Here is a 22,089-nt window from a genome sequence, read left to right as displayed (position 1 = left end):
TATTTTACTTCATGAAGAGCATCAATATCACAGGAAGAAATATAGCGGGCAGGAGATTTGCGACCTTTATCTTCTTTATTCCAAGAATAGTGAATGAAAGCGCTATAAGGAGTATACCTCCGCTTGCACTCATTTCAGTCACTACCTCCGGAGAAAGATATGGTCCAATATATCCGGCGAGCACAGTCAGTATTCCCTGATATATGAATACGCTGATACCCGAAAAAATCACGCCTGCGCCAAGAGTGGATGCAAAAAATATCGCTGATATACCGTCCATCAGTGACTTGGTGTAGAGTATGGTGTGGTTGCCGTTTATTCCGCTCTCTATCGAGCCCAGTATTGCCATGGATCCCACGCAGTATATGAGAGTAGTGGAGACAAATGCTGCAGAGAAATTGCTGTCCCCGCCCTTCATCCTTGACTGTATCCTGACTCCGAAATCATCAAGCCTTCTGTCTATGTCTATCCACTCTCCGATTATGCCTCCGACAACGAGGCTCACTATCACTATAAGTATATTTGAGCTGGCAATCCCAAACTGGACCCCAAGTACCATCACGACAATCGGGATAGCGCTCATTACGAGATCTCCCATCCTTTGCGGTATCGCTTTTTTTGCTATTACTCCTATCATTGCTCCTGCTATTATTGCTAATGTATTAACTATCGTACCTGTCAACATAATTACTCCTTCTGATTATAACATATCTAAGATTTTTTTGTTAATTTTTTATTTTAAATTCCCAGTAATTCTAATACAGCTCTTCGCGCCTGTGCCTGAGCAGTGGAAGCTGTTCTCTTACCGCTGCTTCATAGTCAAGGTCTATCTCGGATATGAGCAGCTGCTCTGATTCTCCCAGCCTGTCCACTATATCTCCCCACGGTGAAGTCACTATTGAATTTGCATAGGACACATATGCTCCGCCGCAGTCCCTTGCCGGTGCGACTCCTATGCAGTATACCTGATTGTCTACCGCTCTCTGCCTGAACAGCAGCTCCCAGTGAGCCGGACCCGTCGTCATGTTGAATGCGCCCGGGACTATGAGTATTCTTGCTCCTTCAAGCGTCATCTTCCTCGCAAGCTCGGGAAACCTGAAATCGTAGCATATAGCGATCCCTATTTTCCCCAGCTCAGTATCAACGACTGTGTGGCTGTCTCCAGGTGAAAGTGTATCCGATTCCCTGAAATGCTGACCTCCTTTTACGGCAATGTCAAACAGGTGAGCCTTCCTGTGCTTTCCAATCTGGATTCCATCCCTCGAAAATACAAAGGATGTGTTGTATACCCTGCCTTCGCTGTCTTCCGGCACCGAGCCTGCCACGAGTATCACCTTGTTATTTTTCGCAGCCTCGGACATCCGTTTCCATGTATGTCCTCCTTCAGGCTCTGCAAATTCGGGAAAAACGGAGGTGATGTATGGACAGGAAAACATCTCCGGAAGGACTACTATGTCTGCTCCGTCTGAAGCCAGAAGCGCTACTGCAGCTTCAGCTTTTTTGAGATTATCTTCCTTTATATGAGATACGCTGATCTGAGCCAGTCCTATTTTGATTTTCATAAATTCCTCCTGATCTTCTTTAATCATTTTATTATACTTTATATTTTATCATATATATATTCTGATAAGAAAAAAAGAAGGAAAAATCCCTTCTTTTTATGAAAATATTTTCATTTTCTCTATTCTGTCAAAAGCTTCCCTGAGCTTTTCTATTCCTACGGTACATGAAATCCTAATATATCCCTCTCCGCAGCTACCAAATGCATTTCCGGGAAGCACGAGCACATGAGCCTCTTCCATCATGAGCTTTGTGACTTCATTGGATGAAAGCCCTGTCGCCTTTATGTTTGGGAACACATAAAAGCTTCCGCCTTCCTCCAGCACGCTCATATTCTTTATGCTGCTCACTCTCTGTCTGCAGTACTTCACTCTTTCTCTGAACTCATCGATTATGGCAGGCTGTATCTGATGCCTCATCCTGAGCGCATGAAGCGCCGCTCTCTGAGATACTGAAGGTGTTGTGAATACTACATTCTCATTTATCTTCTGAATAGTCTGTATCACTTCCTCGGGAGCTATTATGTTTGCCACTCTGAAACCCGTCATAACAAAGTTTTTTGAGAAGCTGTTGATTGTTATGGTTCTTTTTTTCATGGAATCTATATTCATTATAGGGACGAATTCCGAGTCAAACGAGAATGCCGTGTATATGTCATCCGCAACAACTATGATATCATGCTTTTCACAAAACTCTGCTATCTTATGCATGGTTTCGAGGCTGAGGCATGATCCTGTAGGATTGTTCGGGGTGTTGAGTATTATTGCTCTCGTCTTTTCTGTAACCAGCTTTTCAAGTCTGTCTATATTTATCTGAAAGCCTTCCTCTTCATAGGTAGGCAGCATTACTGCCTTTCCTCTTGCAAGCTCCACCTGAGATGGATACGGTACAAAATACGGATCAGGTATTATTACCTCGTCTCCGTCATTGAGTATGGCCTCCATGACGAGATACATGCTCACGCAGCCTCCTGCTGAGATAAATATCTCCGAATCGTCAACGTCTGCGTCGTATTCTTCCTTATAGAACTTTTTTATTTCGGCTCTAAGCTCAGGGTAGCCTCTGTAATCCGTATATTTCGTGTGGCCGGCCTTCGCATCCTCTGCCATACGCTCTATTACCGATGAATCAGTTATTATGTCCGGATCTCCTATGCTGAGGTTTATTATGTCATCATATTTTTTCAGAAAGTCAAAAACCTCGCCCATGGCTGTTTTTTCTGACTTCTGGTATCTTCCTGATATTAAACTTTTCATATAGTGCCTTTCTCTGCTTGTACTATTTTACTTTTTCATAACCTTCGGGATTACCGTACCACCTTTTTTAATGATATATATGCTCTTGTCTTTCAGGCTTATGTTTTCAAGCAGCTCCTGAGAAGTCCTGAAGCTAGTTATACCCATTGGCTCAAGCAGCTTGGGATCAATGCCTGAGATCATGTATATCCTTGTTTTCTGCGCTATCTCACAGTTCTGATAGAAAATATATCCCGGGATCGTAAAGCTCTTTCTAAGCTCCTCATCAAGCTTTCCTGTCTCGATATGCCTGCTCCATGCAAAGTACTCGTCCGGTCCGCCTCCGTCTATGCACTCCGAAATCAGTATCAGTATGCCGCCGTCCTTCACTGCTGACTCTACGTTGTCTATTACTTTTGTGGACTGATACATGGACATGTCCTTTGGGTATCCTCCGCATCCGGCAATTACTATATCCGCTTTTTCAGGTATCTCCAGGGTATACATCTCATCCACATATCTGCAGCACTCCAGCCAGGAGTTCATCCAGTTTCCTGAGAATATCCTGCAGAGCTTTCCTTCGGGGTTCATGGCAAGGTTTATTATGAACAAAGGGTTTACCATGGCTGCCGCTTCGCACATATCTTCATTGAGCGGATTTCCTTCTAACCTGCTGTTTCCTATGAGCGGATTTGAGCAGGGCTGATCCGGTGAAAGCGCATGAAGATGGTTCTGAGCTATGGATTTTCCTGATGCCACTCCAGGGAGTATGCTCTTGCGGCCTCCCCCGAAGCCTGCCATAAGATGGTGCGCTGCTGCTCCAAGGCATATGGTCTTCTGGTTTACCACAAGCGGATTGAGCTCTACTTCCGTACCTCTTGAGGTCGTTCCCACATATACGAGGTCCTCTGCCTCGCAGTCATGGTTGACCACTTTTATCCTGTCCGCTATTTCCTTTGTCACGAGGATCTCAATATCAGACTGAGGCGCCGGAAGGTGAGTACCGTTTGCTATCAGTATGGTTATATCCTCGTCCTTTACGCCGCAGCGGTTTAGATACTCTATTACGTGCACAATGACAAGGTCCTGTCTCATCCAGAATCTTGTCATGTCGCTTATCACAAGCGTGATTTTGTCTCCGTTTTTAACCAGCTCCCTGAGAGGAGCGCTGTCTATCGGATTTTCGAATGTATCAAAAAGCTCAGACGCTATATCTTCAAGCGGTGGCCTGCTGTTTCCGCTAAGTTCTCCTAATATGTTTCCTTCGTTTAATTCAAGGGATATTTCTCCTTTTCCATAATCAAAGATGTATTTTGGCATTTTGGTCCATCCTTTCTCACTAGAGTACCTTTGAAAGGAACTCTTTTGTTCTTACATTATCAGTCTTGTCGAATATGTGCTCTGGCGTTCCTTCATCTACAATGAGCCCATCCTCCATAAAAATGACATCATCTGCGACTTCTCTTGCGAATCCCATTTCATGGGTTACAACCACCATCGTCATGCCTTCCTTTGCAAGCTCCTTCATTACAGAGAGCACGTCCCCTACCATTTCCGGATCGAGTGCTGATGTCGCCTCGTCGAAAAGCATTACCTCCGGGTTCATCGCAAGAGCTCTTGCTATTGCAACTCTCTGCTTCTGCCCTCCTGAAAGCGAGTTTGGGAATACATCCTTCTTGTCTGTGAGTCCCATCTTTTCAAGCAGTGCCACGGCCTGCTGCTCTGCTTCTTTTACAGGAACCTTCTTGACCTTCACAGGGGCAAGCATTATATTCTGCAGTACCGTCTTGTGCGGAAAAAGGTTGAAGTTCTGAAAAACCATTCCCATCTTCTCTCTCACTTTGTCCACATTGGCTTCTGGAGATGTAATCAGCTCGTCATCGAGATATATGTCTCCGCTGTCGGGCTTTTCGAGAAGATTAAGGCATCTGAGCAGCGTGCTCTTTCCGCTTCCTGATGGTCCTATTATAACCATTACTTCCCCCTGAGTAACCTGAAGATCTATTCCCTTCAGGACCGTTTTTTTTCCAAAGCTCTTTTTCAAATTATTTATCTTAATCACTTTGCTTCATCTTCCCTTCCAGAATATTTACTGCCTTTGAGAGTCCAAATGTCAGTATGAAATATATAACAGCTGCGATAAGGAGCGGCTCCAGAGGTCTGAAGCTTATGCCTCTCACTATGTTTACGTTGTACATAAGATCCGTCACTCCGATTACCGATACTATGGATGTTTCTTTTATTACGGTAATAAATTCGTTGCACAGAGCCGGAAGTATGTTCTTTACTGCCTGAGGCATTATTATCTCTTTCATGGTCATAGACTGAGTCATTCCAAGGCTTCTTCCTGCCTCCATCTGGCCCTTGTCTATAGACTGTATGCCCGATCTTATTATTTCGGCAACATATGCGCCGCTGTTGAGGCTTACTGCGATTATACCCGCAATGAACGGATTCATATCAAGCCCGAACAGAACGTATGATCCAAAATACACTATGAACAGCTGCGTTATCATCGGGGTCCCTCTGACTACTTCAATATACACTGCCGCTATCCATTTTAGAGGCTTGTGCTTTGAGAGCTTCATGAGTGCCAGAAGGGATCCTATTACGATCCCTATCAGCACTGAAATTATTGAAAGCCCAAGCGTGGATTTTAACCCGGTTATGAAATATGATGAATATTTTATTAGTATCTCGAGCATTTTTTCCTCCGTGTCCTTATTCAGCTACCTGCTCTGCCAGCATAGTCGCATCTGCTACAAATGTATCTATCTTTCCGTCTTTGATAAGCTGAGCAAGTATTTCGTTTACTGCTGCCATCAGCTCTGTCTCGCCTTCAGCGGTTATTACTGATGATCCACCTTCCATTTTTTCAAATACCACGCTGTCTGCAACGTCAAGGTCTTCATTCTGATTTGCATATGAATTTGCTACCGGAAGCTCAAGTATTACTGCATCTATTTTGCCTGTCTTGAGCTCAAGTATAAGGTCAGTTACTTTTCCAAGTGATTTGACTGTCGCTCCTTCGATTTCCTGAGCTACGCCTTCCTGAAGCGTTCCTGTCTGTGCTCCTATTACTTTTCCGACAAGGTCAGCTTCTGTAGAATACTGAGAAACATTTTCTGATTTTACTACTATAGTGTGGCTTGCTTTGTAATATACATCACTGAAGTCCATTGCGTCTTCTCTCTCTGGAGTAGGATTTATTCCTGCAACTCCCAGGTCTATCATTCCAGTTCCAACTCCGGCAAGCACTGCGTCGAATGCCATGTCTTTTATTTCAAGCTCTACCCCGAGCCCCTTGGCAAGCTCTTTTGCGATCTCGATGTCAAATCCTACTATCGTGTCCACTCCATCAACTACCATGTGGAATTCATATGGAGGGTAATCTGCGCTGGTTCCTACAATCAGCTTGCCTGCGGCTTTTACAGCTTCGAGCTTGTTCTGCGGCTCTGCTGCCTGCTCCTGAGTTCCTGTACATCCTGTCATAAGTGATAGTGCCATGATTCCTGTTATTATGATGCTTAGTAATTTTTTCATTTTTTCTCTCTCCTCATTTAAAATAAAATTAAAATATACATATGTTTTTTAGAACATTATGAATTTTTGGAATAAAAAAAGCTCGTCTCTTTGAAAGAGACGAGCATAATAACCCGCGGTACCACTCTATTTAGCTGCTCTGCTGCCGGACATGTCCGGTTATCAAAACAGCTCGCTTTGATTGCATTTAACGCATGCCACGTGATCGATACTTGCCTGAGCTTTGTCGATTCAATCTCAACAGTCCTTTTCACTTATGTTCGTAATGCCAGTCTTACACCTTCACTGGCTCGCTGTGATTACCACCATAGCTACTCTCTGTATCAACGATACATGATATTAAGTTTTCGCGTCTGCTGCGCCTGTTATGCCTGTAGCTGTGCCTCATCGCTGATACCTCCTGACTGTTTTTATGATTTAGTTATATTTCTTTTTTGTAATTATCACTATAAAGCCATTTAAAATAATTGTCAATACTTTTTTCTCGATTTTTTTAATTATTTTTAAAGAAAACATTTTCCGGCTATAAAATTCCTTTCAGAGCCACATAAAGTGCCGCAAAAAATTCTTCCGTATAGAGACTGGCTATCCTTGAAGCTGGTAATTCTTCATCGTTATCAATTACCCTTCTGATTTCGCTTGCCATATTTTTAAGCCTCTGTTTCCTATCTACAAGTGCAAGAGTTTCAAGGAAAGTTTTTATGAACTTTGCTCCCTTTGCTCCCCTGTCAATCGGATATGCCTCTATCTGGGAAAGTGATTCCTGTATTTTCTCATCCAGCCTCTCTATAGTATATATCTTTGAAGGGTCGATTTCCAGTATTTCTGCGGCTAGCTCGGCACTTATGAGGATCTCCGATATCCTTGAGCCTTTCCTGGCTGCCCTGTCATTTATGATCTTCTTCCATTTTGCAGCTAGCAGCTGATCGGCGATGGAATACCTGCTTCTGCCCGAATATATCCCCAGCTTCTTCTCAAGTGTTCCATCCTTCCTGAATTCTTCGTCTATCTCCATAAGGCTGTTCTTTACGAATGTATACGCATATCCGTCAAAAACCCCAAAAGCCTTCATGCAGTCAAGATAGCCATATCTTTCTATCTGCTTTATCTTTGATCTGTCAAATACGAGCGTTATTCCAAGATCCCAGTAGCTTCGTATATACACGAGGTCCTCTACCGAATTGAGAACATCTTTCTTAACCTTCCCGAATGCGCCAAGGTCTACGGCAATTATTTTTTCTGCACCCTTTCGAAGCGCCATGCTCACAGGTATATTATCATGATATGTCCCGTCGATGAAGTCTATGCCGTCGATGTTATACGGCTTTACGGCCGGATATATCGATGAGCTTGCGAGCACGAAGTCCACAAGCCTGCCCTGCGGAATGTCCTCTATAAAGAGCTCCCAGGGCTTAAGGCTGTCCTTTTCAACAGTTACGAGGCCATATTCCACATCTGATTTTCGAATCTTGTCCTCATCGAAATATCTTTCGAGAGTTGCCTTCAGCGGACTCGTGTCTGTCCCACCATGGAAAAGATCTTTTGCAAATGTGCTGTAGGTTTTCACAACCTTTTCAACCAGCTTCTGATCTTCTCTGACAGGAACCGCAAACACCTCGCTGGTTTCTACAGTGTCCCACATCTTCTGTGCATCTGCCAAGCTTCCCTGCGCGATCATGGCTCCATTTATGGCTCCTATAGACGTACCGCATACTATATGGACAGGGATGTCCAGCTCAATCAGAGCCTTCCAGACGCCCATCTCGTATGCGCCTCTTGAGCCTCCGCCACCAAGAACAAGCGCGGTTTTTTTCATATCTGTAATTCCTCCTCGATGAGTTTTCCATTGTCTCCAAATCTTCTCAGGAGTTCTTTTTCCACAGGCTCAATGAGCTTTCTTCCTTCTTCCTTTGATTCTGCCTTTGCAGTTATTCTAAATACGACGCTTGAGTCACCTGCATAGGATGCTATCGTAGGGTTTGTCTGATTTTCTATCAGATCCATTATGAGCGTCTCTGCCGTAGACTCGCCAAGATTGTGTACCCTGATTTTTGAACACACTACAACTTCATTTGAATATTTCATAAGAAATTCTACAACATATTCTTCCATAAGAGGGATAACTTCCCTTGGCGGTCCAGGAAGCAGTATTACGGTCTTGCTGTTTTGCTCTATTATGCACCCGTTCGCCGTGCCATTATCGTTTTTCAGTATGACTGAGCCTTCTGGGAAATACGCCTGCCTGAGGTTGTTCTGGGTCATTATCCTGTTTCTCATGGCAAATCTCTGTTCGAGGTGAAGCTTGCTGCCTTCATCAAGAATCATTTCTCTTCCAAGGTATTCTGATAGTATGTCTTTTGTGATGTCATCCTGAGTAGGTCCAAGTCCTCCTGTGCATATGACTATGTCTGCTCTTCCAAGTGCAGTCTCAAAAGCCATTTTCATTCTTTTTGCATTATCTCCGACAACGGTGTGAAAATGAACATCTATACCTATTTTTGCAAATTCTCTGCTTATATACTGTGCATTTGTATTTACAATATCTCCATGCAGCAGTTCTGTGCCTACTGCTAATATTTCTGCATTCATTGTGATGCCTCCAAATCTCAAATTTATATTTTAAATATATCATATCCGAGCTGGTTTTGCATCACAAAATAGTTTACTCGCCTTTCTCGCTTTTCTTTTCATCACAGTTTTCACTGAATTTCTTGAAGGCAGCCTTCACTTTTTCATCGATTTTTGCAATGGTGAGGCCTGTAAGAATCTGAAGCCCTTCCTCTACGTTGCTGATGGCATAAATATGAAATTGTCCCTCTTCTACGGATTTTATGATGTCATCCCTGAGCATGAGATTCTTTACATTCTGGATAGGGATTATCACTCCCTGTTTTCCAGTGAGTCCCTTTATGCTGCATACATCATAATAGCCCTCAATCTTCTCGTTGACTCCTCCTATTGGCTGTATCTCACCCTTCTGGGACATGGATCCGGTTACAGCTATACCCTGATTTATCGGTATTTCTGCTATGCTTGAAATTATTACGTAGAGCTCGGTTGAGGATGCGCTGTCTCCATCTATTCCTGAATAGTTCTGTTCAAAGGTTATCGAGGTCGTCATTGCCGGAATGTCTTCTTTTGCATATCTGTTGCCTATATATCCGTTGAGTATGAGGACTCCCTTGTCATGTATGCTGCCGGAATGCGCAACCTCTCTCTCAATGTTCAGTATTCCATATCTTCCCTTGTAGCTGGATGCCGTTATACGAGATGGCTTTCCAAATACAGACTCGCCCACCTGCATTACTGCAAGCCCGTTTATCTGGCCAACTTTCTTGCCGTCTACATCTATGAGGTAGCTTCCGTCTCTGTACATTTCATTCATGCGGTCTTCGATCTTGCTGTTTCTGATCCTTTTTTTCTGTATAGCCTTTTGTACATCCTTGACCTTTATGAAATCCTGGTTTTCGTCAGAAAGTGCATTGGATTCATATATTATCTCGGTTATCTTGTTGAACCTTGCACTGATCTTATTCTTTTCAGAGGCCAGCTTTATAGAATATTTAAGGGTCTCTATGACTGCATCTCTTTCAAAATGCTTGAGCTTTTTCACCTCGCAGAAATCTGCTATGAATTTTGCAAATTTTATCTCGTTTTCATTGTTCTTTTCAATCTCTATGTCGAAATCAGCCATTATTCTGAACAGCTCTCTGAAATCTTCATCATAGTAATACAGGAGCGAATATATATACATATCTCCAATAAGTACTACCTTTATGTCGAGATCTATCGGCTCAGGCTTTAGGCCTGTAGTCATGAGAGCGAGGCTCTGCTTGAAAGGGTTCTCTATCATTATCTTCTTGGTCTTTATGCTCCTTTTGAGACCTTCCCATGCAAGAGGATTCTGAAGCATGTCCTTTGCATTTATCACGAGAAATCCTCCGTTTGCCTTGTGGAGAGCTCCCGGCTTTATGCTCATGAAGTCTGTGGTATACATTCCGTTTTCGTTTCTGTATTCTGCAAATCCTATGATATTGTAATAGCTGGGATTTCTTTCAAGGACTACAGGCGCAGTCTCTGTATCTGTGTTGTCGATAAAGAGATTGACGTCATATCTTGAAATGAACTGCTTCGGATCCTCTCTCCTGAATATTGCAAGCGGATTTGAGGCATCCTCCTTGTCCTTACCCTTGAAAAATCCTGTATGACTGATGATATCCTGCTGAAGATCATCCAGATAGGTCACTACTTTTTTATTGTCCTCGTGCTTTTCCTTCATGTCTGAAATATAGTAGCTTACTATCTTGTCAACTACCTGTCTTTCAAGATGAGCTATCTTATCTGATATCTTGAGATCCAGCTCCTTCATTTTATTCATGTATTCATTGAAATCCTTCGCAAGGCTCTTGCTGTTTTCCTGAATTTCTTCTATTTTTTCCGGTTCCAGTGCGTTATATTCTTCTTCCTGGTAATTTGTTCCATCTTCTTTTATCGGGAATGACATGAGGCCTTTTGGTGAAGGCACGAATTTTATGCCTTTATCCTGTGCTACAAGATTGAGCTCAGCAAGATAAGCGCCGCTAAGCTGCTCAAATTTCATTACGATATCCTGATATCTCGACTCATATTCCGAGCCTGAAAATGATTTTGGAATCTCCTTGATTATCCTGTTTATAAAAAACTCCATATCCTTCTTAAAGGTTTTTCCTTCGCCCGGCTGAAATGAAAGTGCAATCGGTTCATCCGGCTTGAGAAAATTGAACACATATACATAGTCTCTGTGTACTTTTTTGTTTTTTGCGACTTTTTCTATAAGGGAAAGTGAGTAGCTTTTTCTTCCTGTTCCGGATTCTCCGGAAACATATATATTGTATCCATCATTCTGAATGTGGATTCCAAAATCAAGGGCCTCTACTGCCCTTACCTGTCCTATTATGCCATTGAGTTTCTCTATGTCCTTAGTGGTTTCAAAGTCAAAATCCTCAAATCGCACATCTACTTCCATATCTTTTTTACTTAGTTCCCATTTGCTTGAATTAACCATCCTGCACCTCCAATTTTTCATTTCCTGATCATTTCTTTTTAATATACCCAATAAAATTTTCTTTATCCAAACAGTTAAATCAAACAAAAAAGCCGCCAGATCCAAATTATTGTCTCTGTCAGCTCTTCTTTTGATTTATCTTCCAAATACTTCTTCGCCTTTTACATATACTCTTACGGTAGCGGCCTGGAGATCCAGCGGATGCTGGTCCCATATGACTATGTCCGCATCAAGGCCTTCTTTGAGTTGCCCCTTGAGATGATCAATCCCCAGCGTCTGAGCCGGATTCAAAGTTATTGCCTTAAGCGCTTCAAATTCGTCCATGCCTGCCTTTACTGCCATGGCTGCGCACATATTCAGTGACTGCTGAGGTATGACAGGATGGTCTGTTATTATGGATACCTTTACGCCTCTCTCGCTCAGGATCTTTGCAGTCTCAAAACTCTTGTTTGTGAGCTCTACCTTTGTCCTTGAGCCAAATGTAGGTCCTACCTGTGCACTGAGGCCTTCTTCTGCTATATAGTCCGCGATAAGATGTCCCTCTGTGCAGTGCTCAAGAGTCAGCTTTACATTGAACTCCTTCGCTATCCTTATAGCGGTGCATATGTCGTCTGCTCTGTGTGCATGCGCCTTGAGAGGTATGTCCTTTTCGATTACAGGAATCATGGCCTCCATTTTTGGATCTATGTCAAAATGCTCTCCCTTGTACTGAGCATCTTCTTTCCTTGCGATATAGTTTTCTGCCTTGACAAGCGTCTCCCTGAGTATTGCAGCTACTCCCATCCTTGTGACCGGAGCCTTTCCCTTCTGTCCATAAACTCCCTTTGGATTTTCTCCAAATGCGCATTTCATGGACGCAGGACTTTGAATCACCATGTTGTCGACTATATTTCCATAAAGAGATATCGTTGCAAAGCTGCCGCCTATTACATTTGCGCTTCCAGGCCCTGTTGAGGCAGTAGTCACTCCTCCTTCAAGCGCTTCCCTGAACGAAATGTCAAACGGATTTATGCCATCAACTGCATTCATGTCCGGAGTCACCGGATCGAACTCCTCGTTTCCGTCTTCTCCCTCCCATCTCATGGATTCGTTGAAAAGCCCTATGTGCGAATGTGCGTCTATGAGCCCTGGCGTTATGTACATTCCTTCTGCATCAAACTCTTCAGAGCCTGAATCATTAGAAAGATTTCTGCCGATTCTCTCTATCTTTCCGTCCTTGAGTTCAATATCCTTTTTAGTAAAACCGTCATTCTCGATTAAAAAGATCAATCCATTTCTGATTATCATATCTGCTCCCTCGAAAAGAAATCATAATATTCTACCTTATATTGATTCTATTACAAAATTATCAATTTGTACAGTTTTATGTGAAAGAAGCATAAATCCGCACATTAACATTTTCAAAACATTCCTATATTTCGTTATTTTTGTATCTATATTTAACCTAAAATTAATGTCATTCTTTGAGTGGCCAGACATATTATCAAGCTAAACCCCATTAAATTTATTTATAATGAATTTTTTAAATAGTTCATATCCGGCAAATTCATCTTAAAGTATTGTTGAAAGCGTGTTTTTGTGTCATTTTCTATAAATGTTTCATTTTATATATTTTTTCTTAATTTCATATATATTAAATTTTACTGATTATTTATAATATAGTTGAAATTTATCCGCCGTTATAGTATAATCTAATTGGTGAAATAAATATCATTTATCTATTTAATTTATTTATTTGAGGAGGTATTATCATGGATATCATGGAACTTGTAGTTTCCATCAACAAGGTTCTCTGGGGACCTTTCATGCTGTTCCTGCTGCTTGGAACAGGGGTATATTTTTCTTTCAGGATGAGATTCATCCAGGTAAGAAGAGTCAAGCTTGCAGTAAAACAGACATTCGGCTTTCTCTTTGAAAAAGAGAAGAAGGAAAAAGTTAAAGGAGAGGTATCATCATTCCAGTCGCTTGCCACTGCTATAGCTGCACAGGTCGGTACAGGAAATCTAGCGGGAGTAGCCGGAGCAATTGTTTCGGGAGGACCTGGAGCTGTATTCTGGATGTGGATCAGCGGATTCTTTGGGATGGGTACTATTTTTGCAGAGGCTGTAATAGCACAAAAGTTCGTGCAGTTCAAGGATGGAGAAAAAGTAGGAGGTCCTGCCTATTACATACGATATGGCCTTAACAGCAGATTCCTTGCCGGATTCTTTGCCGTTGCCATTATCCTTGCGCTAGGTCTGATGGGTAACGTAGTGCAGGCTAACTCTATCGCTTCTTCAGTATACACGGCATTCAAAATACCAAAGGTTGCTACCGGACTTTTCGTTGCTGTACTCGTAATGCTTATTGTAGCTGGAGGCGTCAGCAGAATAAACTCTGTTACTGAAAAAATCGTGCCTTTCATGGCGCTTTTCTATATCATCGGAAGTACGATCATAATACTTCTGAATGCTGACATGATAATTCCGGCATTCAAGATGATTTTTGTCGGAGCATTTAATCCAAAAGCTCTTGGCGGTGGTATTGTCGGAGTGACCATAAAGGAAGCGTTCAGATATGGAGTTGCCAGAGGGCTTTTCTCGAATGAAGCAGGTATGGGTTCTACGCCTCACTCTCATGCACTTGCTAAAGTAAAGCACCCGGCTGAGCAGGGACTTACAGCTACGCTGGGAGTAATAATCGATACCGGAATAATATGTACTATGACAGCTCTTGTTGTTCTTACTACCGGAGCTCTTGATACTGGATTCACAGGTGCTGAGCTTACGCAGGCCGCATTCACGAATGGGTTTGGAAGCTTTGGAACAAAATTCGTGGCTATCTGTCTTTTCTTCTTTGCTTTTTCAACTATCATCGGATGGTATTTCTTTGGCGAGTCAAACGTCAAGTATCTTTTTGGAAAGAAGGGAATCCTTCCTTACAGAGCTCTAGTGAGCGTCGTGATAGTTTTTGGTACTGTAATAAATGTTCCTCTTGTATGGGAGCTTGCTGATATGTTCAACGCTCTTATGGTTTTCCCTAACCTTATAGCGCTCCTTGGAATGTCGGCACTTGTATTCAAGATTGCCAATGATTTTGAAGGTAATTTCCTGGAAAACAAAGATTCCGAATACGAGAACAAAAAGATCAGTTAATAATCTGCTGCTTTAACACATTTTCTATGAATACTTGATAGAGGAGAAGCTCGCCTTCTCCTCTATTGTTTTGCATAGTTTAATTTAGAATCAAAGCACAAAAAAAACACCCGTGCCGGGTGTTTTATTCTGTATCAAATATTTCATGAAATATTTTATGTGTTTAATAAGTTTTCTGTTCCTGACTGATTCAGGGATTTTATATTAAACCAGTTCGATTATTGCCATAGGAGCCGCGTCTCCACGTCTTGGCATAGTCTTTATTATTCTTGAGTATCCACCGTTTCTTTCAGCATACTTTGGTGCTATCTCATCGAAAAGATTCTTTACTACAGTCTCATCCATCATATATGCAAGAGCTTGTCTTCTGGCATGAAGATCTCCTCTTTTGCCAAGAGTTATCATCTTATCAGCCATTCTCTTTACTTCTTTTGCTCTGGTCTCTGTTGTAGTTATCTTTCCATGCTTCAACAGGTCAGTTGTCATGTTTCTCAGAACAAGGTTTCTGTGTGAGCTAACCATTCCGAGCTTTCTGTATTTTGCCATCTATGTCCCTCCTTTTCTAGTCTTCGCTTGATTTCAGTCCGAATCCAAGCTCTTCTAGTTTTTGAATTACCTCTTCCAGGGATTTTTTACCCAGGTTTCTCACTTTCATCATATCGTCCTCTGTCTTCTCCGTCAGTTCCTCAACAGTGTTGATTCCTGCTCTCTTAAGACAGTTGTATGATCTTACTGAAAGGTCAAGTTCTTCAATAGTCATTTCAAGAACTTTTTCTTTTTTACCTTCTTCTTTTTCTACCATTATTTCCATTGAGCTGAGGTTCTCGCTAAGGTTAATGAATAGATTAAGATGCTCTACAAGAATTTTGGCAGCCAGTGAGACTCCTTCTTGTGGATTTATGCTTCCGTCAGTCCACAGCTCGAGTACAAGTCTTTCGAAGTCAGTTCTGGCCCCGACTCTTGTATTCTCTACTGCATAACTGCACTTGTGCACTGGTGTATATATAGAATCAACAGGTATTACTCCTATTGGCATTGATTCAGATTTATTATTCTCTGCAGCAACATAACCTCTACCTTTGTCAACGTATATTTCCATATACAGATCCGCGTCTTCTGTCAGTGTTGCTATGTGAAGGTCTTCATTTAGTATTTCTACTCCTGCAGGACAGTAAATGTCTCCGGCAGTTATCGTTCCTTCACCCTTATGCTCTATTTTCAGAGTTTTAGGTCCGTCGCCCTCAATTTTCATTGAAAGCTCCTTTAAAGTCAGTATCAGCTCTGTAACATCTTCTTTTACACCTGGAATCGTTGAGAACTCATGAAGAACTCCATCAATTTTAATGGAAGTCACAGCAGCACCAGGGAGTGATGACAGCAGCAGTCTTCTCAGTGAGTTTCCTACTGTGTGGCCAAAACCTCTTTCAAGTGGTTCGACTGCAAATTTTCCATAGTTTTCTTTGAACTCCAATACATGAATATTCGGTTTTTCGATTTCTATCATTTGATTTTAACCCTCCTTGGATTATACAAAATATAATAGTTGCTGTTTTACCGAGGGTACTAAGATATTACTTAGAGTAAAGCTCGACAATAAGGTGCTCTGCTACTTCAAGGTCGATATCTTCTCTATCAGGGATAGCTACGACTCTTGCCTTCATGTTTGCAAGGTCTGTTTCTAACCATTTTGGAGCTGTTCTTGTAGATGCTTCTACTAAACCTTTGAATTTTGCTGATGATCTTGAACCTTCTTTTACCTCTATTACATCGCCAACTTTAACAAGAAGTGATGGTATATCAACCTTGTTTCCGTTTAATGTAAAGTGTGCATGAGTTACAAGCTGTCTTGCTTCTTTTCTTGAGTGTGCAAGTCCCATTCTGTAAACTGTATTGTCAAGTCTTCTCTCAAGCAGGCTTAGTAGGTTTTCACCTGTTTTTCCTGCCATTTTGTCAGCTTTTTCAAATAAGTTGTAGAACTGAGTCTCAAGTACTCCGTATATTCTCTTAACTTTTTGTTTCTCTCTTAATTGCTCACCGTAGTTAGAAACTTTTTTTCTATTGTTCTGACCGTGTTGTCCAGGTGCATAGGCTCTTTTCGCCATAGCACATTTGTCTGTATAACATCTGTCGCCCTTTAGGAAAAGTTTCATTCCTTCTCTACGGCATAGTCTGCATGATGCTTCTGTATATCTTGCCATAACTCTCCTCCTACCTACACTCTTCTTCTCTTTGGCGGTCTACAACCATTGTGAGGGATTGGAGTTACGTCCTTGATCATTGTAACATCTAATCCAGTTGCCTGTAGCGCTCTGATTGCAGCTTCTCTGCCTGAACCTGGTCCCTTAACAAATACTTCTACAGATCTTAATCCGTGCTCCATCGCAGCTTTTGTAGCTGACTCTGCTGCCATCTGTGCAGCATATGGAGTTGCTTTTCTTGATCCTTTGAAGCCTAACTGTCCAGCACTTGCCCATGAAAGCGCATTTCCATGAACGTCAGTCAGTGTAACAATTGTGTTGTTAAATGTTGACTGTATATGTGCATGACCTTTTTCTATATTTTTACGTTCTCTTCTTCTTACACGAGTAACTTTTTTTGGTTTAGCCATTATTTTCCCTCCTTACTGATAGATTATTTCTTCTTCTTACGTCCTACTGTTCTCTTAGGTCCTTTTCTTGTTCTTGCATTTGTCTTAGTTTTTTGACCTCTTACAGGAAGACCCTTCTGATGTCTGATTCCTCTGTAGCATCTGATATCTCTGAGTCTCTTGATGTTAAGTGCTATTTCTCTTCTAAGGTCACCTTCTACTGTGAACTCGTCAATAGCTTTTCTAAGATTGTTTACTTCTTCGTCAGTAAGGTCTTTTATTCTTGTGTCAGGGTTTACTCCTGTGCTAGCAAGAATTTTTTGAGAAGTTACTTTCCCAATTCCATATATATATGTCAGACCAATTTCGACTCTTTTTTCTCTTGGTAAGTCTACACCGGCAATACGAGCCATGTATTACACCTCCTACTTATTAGTTTATATCTGAAATTACATTACAAATTTTTAATTTTTAGCCCTGTTTCTGCTTATGTTTAGGATTTTCACAGATAATCATTACTCGTCCTTTTCTTTTGATAACTTTACATTTTTCGCAGATAGGCTTAACAGATGCTCTTACTTTCATCTTATTTACCTCCCTGGTTTATTTCTTTCTCCATGTGATTCTGCCCTTAGTCAGATCATATGGGGAAAGCTCAACCGTAACTTTGTCTCCTGGTAATATCCTGATAAAGTTCATTCTCAGCTTACCAGATATATGAGCTATTATTTCATGATCATTTTCCAATTTCACTTTAAACATTGCGTTTGGAAGAGCATCTAATATTGTTCCTTCAAGTTCTATTACGTCTTTTTTAGACATAAACTACTTCCTCCATTTCATTTCCCAGTCTCTTTAATTCTTTCCTGATTGTGGCATTCTGACTTTCCGGGTCGGTTGTTTCTTCATCAATCTGTATACTGGCCACGCGTTTCATATCATCTAAGTGCTTTGTATTCTTTCGCTTAGGGTTTTGTACAGTCTTGTACTTTCCATCAGCTATATATACATACCCATTATCTGACAGTCCTGTGACAATGAAGAGCATATTTTTGTCTCTTCCAGAGTTACTTCTGACTATTTGACCTATTTCAAGCTTTTCCATCATTTGCTCCTATAGTTTCGTTAATATATCAGGTCCGTTATCTGTAATGGCTATAGTGTGCTCATAATGTGATGATTTTTTACCATCTATTGTTTTGACGGTCCAACCATCTTCCAATACCTGTACTTTGTATGTTCCCTGATTTATCATAGGTTCTATAGCAAGTACCATGCCGCTTTCGAGCCTAGGTCCTCTATCTGGTGGTCCATAGTTGGGAATCTGAGGGTCTTCATGCAGACTCCTGCCGACACCGTGACCTACGAATTCTCTTACTACGGAAAATCCGAATTCTTCTACGTGTGACTGAATCGCATGTGATATATCTGACAGTCTCTTGCCAACCAATGCTTGTTCTATTCCTTTGTAAAAACTTTCTCTTGTTTCTCTGATCAGCCTTGCGTCATCTTCGGTTATCTTTCCCACCGGATGGGTCTTTGCTGCATCGCCATGGTAGCCCTTGTATTCGGCTCCTATGTCTATGCTGATTATGTCCCCTTCCATCAGGATGTCGTCTTTTCTCGGAATACCGTGAACTACGACGTCATTCTTTGAAGCACATATGCTTGCCGGAAATCCTCCGTAACCTTTGAAAGATGGTGATGCGTTATGTTTCACTATCGCTCTGTAGGCAATCTCGTCTAACTCAAATGTCGATATACCTGGTTTGATCGCTTCTCTGAGCAGTTCGTGTACATATGCCACTATCTTGCCGGCTTCTCTCATAAACTCGATTTCTTTTTTTGACTTTAGTATGATCATTAATTTTCACTTCCCAAAGCCAGCCTGATATCCTCGAATACTTTGTTTATATCCTGATCGCCATCGATTGTAACGATTGCTCCGGATTTTGTATAGTAGTCAATCAGCGGCTGCGTTTCATCAAGATAAACCTGAATTCTCTTTTCAACTGTTTCTTCAACATCATCCGCTCTCTGATACAGCTCGCCTTCGCAAACGTCGCATCTGCCTTCTGCTTTAGAAGGGTTGAAGCTGATGTGGTATGTTGCTCCACAGTCTCTGCAGATTCTTCTGCCAACTGCTCTTTCAACAAGCTTGCTCTTGTCTACTTCAATGTTTATAACCTTATCGATCTTTCCATTGAGGCTTTCCAGCACCTTGTCAAGAGCTTCGGCCTGGTTTACAGTTCTTGGGAAGCCATCAAGCAAGAATCCGTCTTTAACATCGTCCTGCTTAAGTCTGTCGGCTACCAGCTCCACAACTAATTCGTCTGGAACGAGTAATCCTTTTTCCATATATTCTTTGGCTTTTTTACCAAGCTCAGTATTTTCTTTTATATTCTTTCGGAATATGTCTCCTGTTGAGATGTGCACAGCTTTATACTCATTTACGATGTTCGCTGCCTGCGTCCCTTTACCGGCCCCTGGAGGTCCAAGTAATATAAGTTTCATTACAATCATCTCCTTTAAGGATTATTTTAAGAATCCCTGATAATTTCTCATCACAGTCTGAGATTCCAGCTGTCTAGCTGTTTCTATAGCAACCCCTACTACTATAAGCAGCGAAGTTCCACCAAACTTGAAAGGTACGTTTGTAGCCTGGTAAAGTATTGTTGGCACAGATGCTATTATAGCAAGGAATATAGCTCCTACGAATGTTAATCTGTTCAGTGACTTAGTTATAAAATCTGATGTTGGCTTTCCTGGTCTTATTCCCGGAATAAATCCATTTGCATTCTTCATGTTGTCAGCCACTTCAACCGGGTTGAATGTGATTGAGATGTAGAAGTATGAAAATGCTATTACAAGTACGAACTGTAACAGCGAGAATACGTATATTCCAGGTGCTGCTGTTCCATTGAACCATTTTGCCACGAATTGCGCGTATGCCTGGTTCTTTATGAAAAGCTGAAGAACTTGTGGGAATGCCAGCAGTGAAGATGCAAATATTACTGGTATAACACCTGCCTGATTTACCTTAAGTGGTATATGCGACTGCTTTCCACCGTAAGTACTTCTTCCTACCGTTCTCTTTGCGTACTGTACTGGGATTTTTCTCACTCCCTGAAGTACCATTATTACGCCTACTACTATAAGGAGTGATACAAGAAGGAACAATGCAATCTGCACAAAATTGATCTGTCCTGCCTGGGCAAGAGCAATTGTCTGCTTTACATCATTCGGGAATCTTGATACTATTCCGAAGAATATTATCATTGACATTCCGTTTCCTACTCCCTTTTCTGTTATCATCTCACCAAGCCACATAAGGAATGCTGTTCCTGCTGTAAGCGTAAGCACTACTGCGACAGTTGAGATTATTGAGTCTGACATCAGCGCACTTCTGAACATACCTACACTAAGCGCAGTTGCCTGTATAAGTGCAAGCACTACTGTAAGATATCTTGTCCATGAAGCCAGCTTCTTACGACCCTGCTCTCCTGATTTCTGCATTTCTTCCATTGAAGGTATGGCAACTGCCAGGAGCTGTATTATGATTGAAGATGTAATGTAAGGGGTTACACTCAGTGCAAACAATGTAAAGTTGCTCAGTGCGCTTCCTGAAATAACATCATAAAGTGCAAATGCTCCACCATGTTGATTTATTGCCTCTTTTACAACTGCAACGTCAATTCCTGGTACCGGGATCGATGAACCTATTCGAAATACTATCAGCATCAGAAATGTGAATACTAATTTTTTTCTCAGTTCGGGAATTTTCAATGCCTTCTTAAAAGTATTCAGCAATTAGATCACCTCAGCCTTTCCTCCAGCTGCTTCAATCTTGCTAGCAGCAGATCCTGTAAACTTGTTTGCTTTCACAGTAAGTTTCTTTTCCAGATTGCCGCTTCCTAATATTTTTATTCCGTCTTTTTCTATCTTCTTTATTGTCTTTGTTTCTTTTAACAGTTCTGCTGTAACTTCTGTACCTTCTTCAAATCTGTTCAGTACATCAAGATCGATTACAGTATATTTTGTTTCAAAATCAAAGTTGTTAAATCCTCTCTTAGGAAGTCTTCTCATTAAAGAAGTCTGTCCTCCCTCGAATCCAGGTCTAACTCCTCCGCCAGAACGTGACCATTGTCCTTTTTGTCCTCTACCAGCTGTTTTACCTTGTCCAGTCGCTGTACCTCTACCAATTCTTCTCTTTGGCTTAACTGCACCGCCTTCTGCAGGTCTTAGTTCGTGTAGTCTCAACGCGTACACCTCCTTTATTAAGCTTCTTCTACTGTTACTAAATGACTAACTACATTTATCATTCCTCTGATTTGAGGATTGTCTTGTTTTTCAACCACTTGCTCTCTCTTAGTAAGTCCAAGAGCTGCCAGTGTCTTCTTTTGATTAGGTTTTGTTCCTATTGGACTTCTAGATAGTTTAATCTTAAGCACTGTTCTTTCCTCCTATCTTAAAAGGTCTTTGCCATTAAAGGTCTTCTACTTTTTTCCCTCTAAGAGCTGCTACGTCTTCTGCCATTCTAAGACCTTTAAGGCCTTCCATTGTAGCATTAACCATGTTTCTTGCATTGTTAGTTCCTAAAGATTTCGCTCTTACGTCCGTAACTCCTGCAAGCTCTAGTACTGATCTAACTGGTCCTCCAGCTATAACTCCTGTACCTTCTTTGGCAGGCATAATAAGAACGTTTCCAGCTCCGAATCTTCCGTTTATCTGGTGAGGAACTGTCGTACCTACCATAGGAACCTTTATTAAAGATTTCTTGGCATCTTCTTCAGCTTTTCTGATAGCTTCTGGAACTTCCATAGCTTTTCCTGTACCTATGCCAACGTGTCCGTTTTTATCTCCAACTACAACCAGTGCAGCGAATCTGAAGTTTCTACCACCTTTAACAACTTTTGTTACTCTTCTGATATCAAGAACTTTAGTCTCTATATCCAGTTGTTTTGCATCTATTTGCTTTGCGCGCAT

The 22,089-nt window shown here is 41.5% G+C and carries 26 protein-coding genes and 1 other annotated feature; of the genes, 1 reads left to right on the top strand and 25 read right to left on the bottom strand.

Annotated elements, in window-relative coordinates:
* Positions 1–4: 4 nt before the first annotated feature.
* The 11 genes from AC4PGZ_RS01795 to AC4PGZ_RS01745 form a co-directional block, all read right to left on the bottom strand.
* Positions 5–685: a DUF554 domain-containing protein gene (locus tag AC4PGZ_RS01795; RefSeq protein ID WP_492159380.1), complete on the bottom strand. Its 681-nt coding sequence runs from the start codon at positions 683–685 to the stop codon at positions 5–7.
* Between the two features lie 70 nt (positions 686–755).
* On the bottom strand, positions 756–1,562 hold the full coding sequence (locus AC4PGZ_RS01790) for a carbon-nitrogen hydrolase family protein (RefSeq protein WP_492159379.1): 807 nt from the start codon (positions 1,560–1,562) through the stop codon (positions 756–758).
* A 96-nt stretch (positions 1,563–1,658) separates the two neighbouring features.
* Positions 1,659–2,816 (bottom strand): aminotransferase class I/II-fold pyridoxal phosphate-dependent enzyme, encoded by a 1,158-nt coding sequence (locus tag AC4PGZ_RS01785; RefSeq protein WP_492159378.1) that lies wholly within the window; start codon positions 2,814–2,816, stop codon positions 1,659–1,661.
* Between the two features lie 27 nt (positions 2,817–2,843).
* Positions 2,844–4,115: a nickel-dependent lactate racemase family protein gene (locus AC4PGZ_RS01780; RefSeq protein WP_492159377.1), complete on the bottom strand. Its 1,272-nt coding sequence runs from the start codon at positions 4,113–4,115 to the stop codon at positions 2,844–2,846.
* 19 nt (positions 4,116–4,134) lie between these two features.
* On the bottom strand, positions 4,135–4,857 hold the full coding sequence (locus AC4PGZ_RS01775; RefSeq protein WP_492159376.1) for an amino acid ABC transporter ATP-binding protein: 723 nt from the start codon (positions 4,855–4,857) through the stop codon (positions 4,135–4,137).
* Positions 4,850–5,500 (bottom strand): amino acid ABC transporter permease, encoded by a 651-nt coding sequence (locus tag AC4PGZ_RS01770; protein ID WP_492159375.1) that lies wholly within the window; start codon positions 5,498–5,500, stop codon positions 4,850–4,852. Before AC4PGZ_RS01770 ends, AC4PGZ_RS01775 begins: the two co-directional genes overlap by 8 nt.
* A gap of 16 nt (positions 5,501–5,516) precedes the next feature.
* Positions 5,517–6,338 carry a transporter substrate-binding domain-containing protein gene (locus tag AC4PGZ_RS01765; RefSeq protein WP_492159374.1) on the bottom strand — a complete coding sequence of 274 codons (822 nt, stop codon included), beginning with the start codon at positions 6,336–6,338 and terminating at the stop codon, positions 5,517–5,519.
* Positions 6,339–6,430: 92 nt separating this feature from the next.
* Positions 6,431–6,674 (bottom strand) — a binding site (T-box leader).
* Between the two features lie 187 nt (positions 6,675–6,861).
* A complete protein-coding gene (locus tag AC4PGZ_RS01760; RefSeq protein WP_492159373.1) occupies positions 6,862–8,154 on the bottom strand; it encodes a patatin-like phospholipase family protein in 1,293 nt (430 codons plus the stop codon).
* A complete protein-coding gene (locus AC4PGZ_RS01755; RefSeq protein WP_492159372.1) occupies positions 8,151–8,927 on the bottom strand; it encodes a molybdopterin-binding protein in 777 nt (258 codons plus the stop codon). The genes AC4PGZ_RS01760 and AC4PGZ_RS01755 overlap by 4 nt, the downstream gene beginning before the upstream one ends.
* A gap of 73 nt (positions 8,928–9,000) precedes the next feature.
* Positions 9,001–11,382: a Lon protease family protein gene (locus AC4PGZ_RS01750; protein ID WP_492159371.1), complete on the bottom strand. Its 2,382-nt coding sequence runs from the start codon at positions 11,380–11,382 to the stop codon at positions 9,001–9,003.
* Positions 11,383–11,517: 135 nt separating this feature from the next.
* Complete coding sequence (locus AC4PGZ_RS01745; protein ID WP_492159370.1) at positions 11,518–12,669, bottom strand: amidohydrolase; 1,152 nt, start codon at positions 12,667–12,669, stop codon at positions 11,518–11,520.
* A gap of 464 nt (positions 12,670–13,133) precedes the next feature.
* Here AC4PGZ_RS01745 and AC4PGZ_RS01740 point away from each other — a divergent pair, with 464 nt between their 5' ends.
* Positions 13,134–14,516: an alanine/glycine:cation symporter family protein gene (locus tag AC4PGZ_RS01740; protein WP_492159369.1), complete on the top strand. Its 1,383-nt coding sequence runs from the start codon at positions 13,134–13,136 to the stop codon at positions 14,514–14,516.
* Positions 14,517–14,720: 204 nt separating this feature from the next.
* On the opposite strand, the gene rplQ is transcribed toward AC4PGZ_RS01740, so the two are convergent.
* From rplQ to rpsE, 14 genes are all read right to left on the bottom strand, one after another.
* The gene (gene rplQ / locus AC4PGZ_RS01735) at positions 14,721–15,062 is read right to left on the bottom strand and encodes a 50S ribosomal protein L17 (protein WP_492159368.1); all 342 of its coding nucleotides are present in this window, start codon (positions 15,060–15,062) and stop codon (positions 14,721–14,723) included.
* Positions 15,063–15,078: 16 nt separating this feature from the next.
* Positions 15,079–16,020, bottom strand: coding sequence for a DNA-directed RNA polymerase subunit alpha (locus tag AC4PGZ_RS01730; RefSeq protein ID WP_492159367.1), 942 nt, complete (start codon positions 16,018–16,020; stop codon positions 15,079–15,081).
* 67 nt (positions 16,021–16,087) lie between these two features.
* On the bottom strand, positions 16,088–16,714 hold the full coding sequence (rpsD, locus tag AC4PGZ_RS01725; protein WP_492159366.1) for a 30S ribosomal protein S4: 627 nt from the start codon (positions 16,712–16,714) through the stop codon (positions 16,088–16,090).
* A gap of 14 nt (positions 16,715–16,728) precedes the next feature.
* On the bottom strand, positions 16,729–17,124 hold the full coding sequence (rpsK, locus tag AC4PGZ_RS01720; RefSeq protein WP_492159365.1) for a 30S ribosomal protein S11: 396 nt from the start codon (positions 17,122–17,124) through the stop codon (positions 16,729–16,731).
* 23 nt (positions 17,125–17,147) lie between these two features.
* A complete protein-coding gene (gene rpsM, locus AC4PGZ_RS01715) occupies positions 17,148–17,516 on the bottom strand; it encodes a 30S ribosomal protein S13 (RefSeq protein ID WP_492159364.1) in 369 nt (122 codons plus the stop codon).
* Positions 17,517–17,574: 58 nt separating this feature from the next.
* Positions 17,575–17,688 (bottom strand): 50S ribosomal protein L36, encoded by a 114-nt coding sequence (gene rpmJ, locus AC4PGZ_RS01710; protein WP_492159363.1) that lies wholly within the window; start codon positions 17,686–17,688, stop codon positions 17,575–17,577.
* An 18-nt stretch (positions 17,689–17,706) separates the two neighbouring features.
* Positions 17,707–17,925 (bottom strand): translation initiation factor IF-1, encoded by a 219-nt coding sequence (gene infA / locus AC4PGZ_RS01705; protein ID WP_028829988.1) that lies wholly within the window; start codon positions 17,923–17,925, stop codon positions 17,707–17,709.
* On the bottom strand, positions 17,918–18,208 hold the full coding sequence (locus tag AC4PGZ_RS01700; RefSeq protein ID WP_492159362.1) for a hypothetical protein: 291 nt from the start codon (positions 18,206–18,208) through the stop codon (positions 17,918–17,920). The genes infA and AC4PGZ_RS01700 overlap by 8 nt, the downstream gene beginning before the upstream one ends.
* A 9-nt stretch (positions 18,209–18,217) precedes the next feature.
* A complete protein-coding gene (map, locus tag AC4PGZ_RS01695) occupies positions 18,218–18,967 on the bottom strand; it encodes a type I methionyl aminopeptidase (protein ID WP_492159361.1) in 750 nt (249 codons plus the stop codon).
* A complete protein-coding gene (locus AC4PGZ_RS01690) occupies positions 18,967–19,617 on the bottom strand; it encodes an adenylate kinase (protein ID WP_492159360.1) in 651 nt (216 codons plus the stop codon). Before AC4PGZ_RS01690 ends, map begins: the two co-directional genes overlap by 1 nt.
* 21 nt (positions 19,618–19,638) lie before the next feature.
* Positions 19,639–20,913, bottom strand: coding sequence for a preprotein translocase subunit SecY (secY, locus tag AC4PGZ_RS01685; RefSeq protein WP_492159359.1), 1,275 nt, complete (start codon positions 20,911–20,913; stop codon positions 19,639–19,641).
* Positions 20,914–21,363 (bottom strand): 50S ribosomal protein L15, encoded by a 450-nt coding sequence (gene rplO / locus AC4PGZ_RS01680; protein WP_492159358.1) that lies wholly within the window; start codon positions 21,361–21,363, stop codon positions 20,914–20,916. It lies immediately after the preceding gene.
* A 17-nt stretch (positions 21,364–21,380) separates the two neighbouring features.
* Entirely contained in the window at positions 21,381–21,554 is a 174-nt protein-coding gene (gene rpmD / locus AC4PGZ_RS01675) for a 50S ribosomal protein L30 (RefSeq protein WP_492159357.1), read from the bottom strand.
* A 34-nt stretch (positions 21,555–21,588) separates the two neighbouring features.
* Complete coding sequence (gene rpsE / locus AC4PGZ_RS01670; RefSeq protein WP_492159356.1) at positions 21,589–22,089, bottom strand: 30S ribosomal protein S5; 501 nt, start codon at positions 22,087–22,089, stop codon at positions 21,589–21,591.

The sequence above is a fragment of the Proteocatella sp. QWL-06 genome (assembly GCF_058684135.1).
This window is presented reverse-complemented; position numbering and strand designations above follow the sequence as displayed.

Coding starts and splice junctions, on each gene's coding strand:
- AC4PGZ_RS01790 (WP_492159379.1), bottom strand. CDS start 1,562: ATGAAAATCAAAATAGGACTGGCTCAGATCAGCGTATCTCATATAAAG.
- map (WP_492159361.1), bottom strand. CDS start 18,967: ATGATCATACTAAAGTCAAAAAAAGAAATCGAGTTTATGAGAGAAGCC.
- AC4PGZ_RS01740 (WP_492159369.1), top strand. CDS start 13,134: ATGGATATCATGGAACTTGTAGTTTCCATCAACAAGGTTCTCTGGGGA.
- AC4PGZ_RS01760 (WP_492159373.1), bottom strand. CDS start 8,154: ATGAAAAAAACCGCGCTTGTTCTTGGTGGCGGAGGCTCAAGAGGCGCA.
- infA (WP_028829988.1), bottom strand. CDS start 17,925: ATGTCTAAAAAAGACGTAATAGAACTTGAAGGAACAATATTAGATGCT.
- rpsD (WP_492159366.1), bottom strand. CDS start 16,714: ATGGCAAGATATACAGAAGCATCATGCAGACTATGCCGTAGAGAAGGA.
- rplQ (WP_492159368.1), bottom strand. CDS start 15,062: ATGGCAAAATACAGAAAGCTCGGAATGGTTAGCTCACACAGAAACCTT.
- rpmJ (WP_492159363.1), bottom strand. CDS start 17,688: ATGAAAGTAAGAGCATCTGTTAAGCCTATCTGCGAAAAATGTAAAGTT.
- AC4PGZ_RS01700 (WP_492159362.1), bottom strand. CDS start 18,208: ATGGAAAAGCTTGAAATAGGTCAAATAGTCAGAAGTAACTCTGGAAGA.
- rpsM (WP_492159364.1), bottom strand. CDS start 17,516: ATGGCTCGTATTGCCGGTGTAGACTTACCAAGAGAAAAAAGAGTCGAA.
- rpsK (WP_492159365.1), bottom strand. CDS start 17,124: ATGGCTAAACCAAAAAAAGTTACTCGTGTAAGAAGAAGAGAACGTAAA.
- AC4PGZ_RS01795 (WP_492159380.1), bottom strand. CDS start 685: ATGTTGACAGGTACGATAGTTAATACATTAGCAATAATAGCAGGAGCA.
- AC4PGZ_RS01750 (WP_492159371.1), bottom strand. CDS start 11,382: ATGGTTAATTCAAGCAAATGGGAACTAAGTAAAAAAGATATGGAAGTA.
- rpsE (WP_492159356.1), bottom strand. CDS start 22,089: ATGCGCGCAAAGCAAATAGATGCAAAACAACTGGATATAGAGACTAAA.
- AC4PGZ_RS01755 (WP_492159372.1), bottom strand. CDS start 8,927: ATGAATGCAGAAATATTAGCAGTAGGCACAGAACTGCTGCATGGAGAT.
- AC4PGZ_RS01765 (WP_492159374.1), bottom strand. CDS start 6,338: ATGAAAAAATTACTAAGCATCATAATAACAGGAATCATGGCACTATCA.
- AC4PGZ_RS01730 (WP_492159367.1), bottom strand. CDS start 16,020: ATGATAGAAATCGAAAAACCGAATATTCATGTATTGGAGTTCAAAGAA.
- AC4PGZ_RS01745 (WP_492159370.1), bottom strand. CDS start 12,669: ATGATAATCAGAAATGGATTGATCTTTTTAATCGAGAATGACGGTTTT.
- AC4PGZ_RS01770 (WP_492159375.1), bottom strand. CDS start 5,500: ATGCTCGAGATACTAATAAAATATTCATCATATTTCATAACCGGGTTA.
- AC4PGZ_RS01785 (WP_492159378.1), bottom strand. CDS start 2,816: ATGAAAAGTTTAATATCAGGAAGATACCAGAAGTCAGAAAAAACAGCC.
- AC4PGZ_RS01780 (WP_492159377.1), bottom strand. CDS start 4,115: ATGCCAAAATACATCTTTGATTATGGAAAAGGAGAAATATCCCTTGAA.
- AC4PGZ_RS01690 (WP_492159360.1), bottom strand. CDS start 19,617: ATGAAACTTATATTACTTGGACCTCCAGGGGCCGGTAAAGGGACGCAG.